The sequence below is a fragment of the Mesorhizobium sp. M4B.F.Ca.ET.089.01.1.1 genome, assembly GCF_004022605.1.
GTDB classification, from domain to species: Bacteria; Pseudomonadota; Alphaproteobacteria; order Rhizobiales; family Rhizobiaceae; genus Mesorhizobium; species Mesorhizobium abyssinicae.
This window is the reverse complement of the sequence record NZ_RZOS01001485.1, coordinates 1-421: the sequence shown is the minus strand read 5'-3', so window position 1 is coordinate 421 and position 421 is coordinate 1. Positions and strand designations below refer to the sequence as shown.

The 421-nt window shown below is 60.3% G+C and carries 1 pseudogene; it reads right to left on the bottom strand.

Annotated elements, in window-relative coordinates:
- Positions 1-421, bottom strand: a pseudogene (locus tag EN780_RS40170) (gamma-glutamylcyclotransferase); the annotation flags it as partial.

Genomic DNA, 421 nt, shown 5'->3' with positions numbered 1-421 from the left:
ACCAAGGGGACTGTCATGATCACGCAATCGTCCCCTTCATCTGCACCTTCACGAATGAACAATTCATCCGTCTCACCGTCACGAGGCCCTATCGGAACGCCCTTTCCCATCCAGCCACAGTCACCGCATACGGGGCGTTCCCACGCGATCTCCGGCAAATCCTCCCGCCACCCTTCCTGCGGAGATAGATGAGGCGAGCCGCATTCGGGACACTGTTCAGGCACCTCCCTTGCGTGGCGGAGTACCAACGAGGACGCCAGACCCAGAGCATGCTCGACCGCCGCAATCGCCGCTTCTGCGTCGTGCCATGTGGCCGAGTGGGCGTGGGTCAGCCAGTTCGAGAACACCCATGCCTCTGTCAGCATCGCCTTAAATAGGTGTCGGCGTTCCTGCTGCGCACTTCCGCCTAATGCTGTATTGC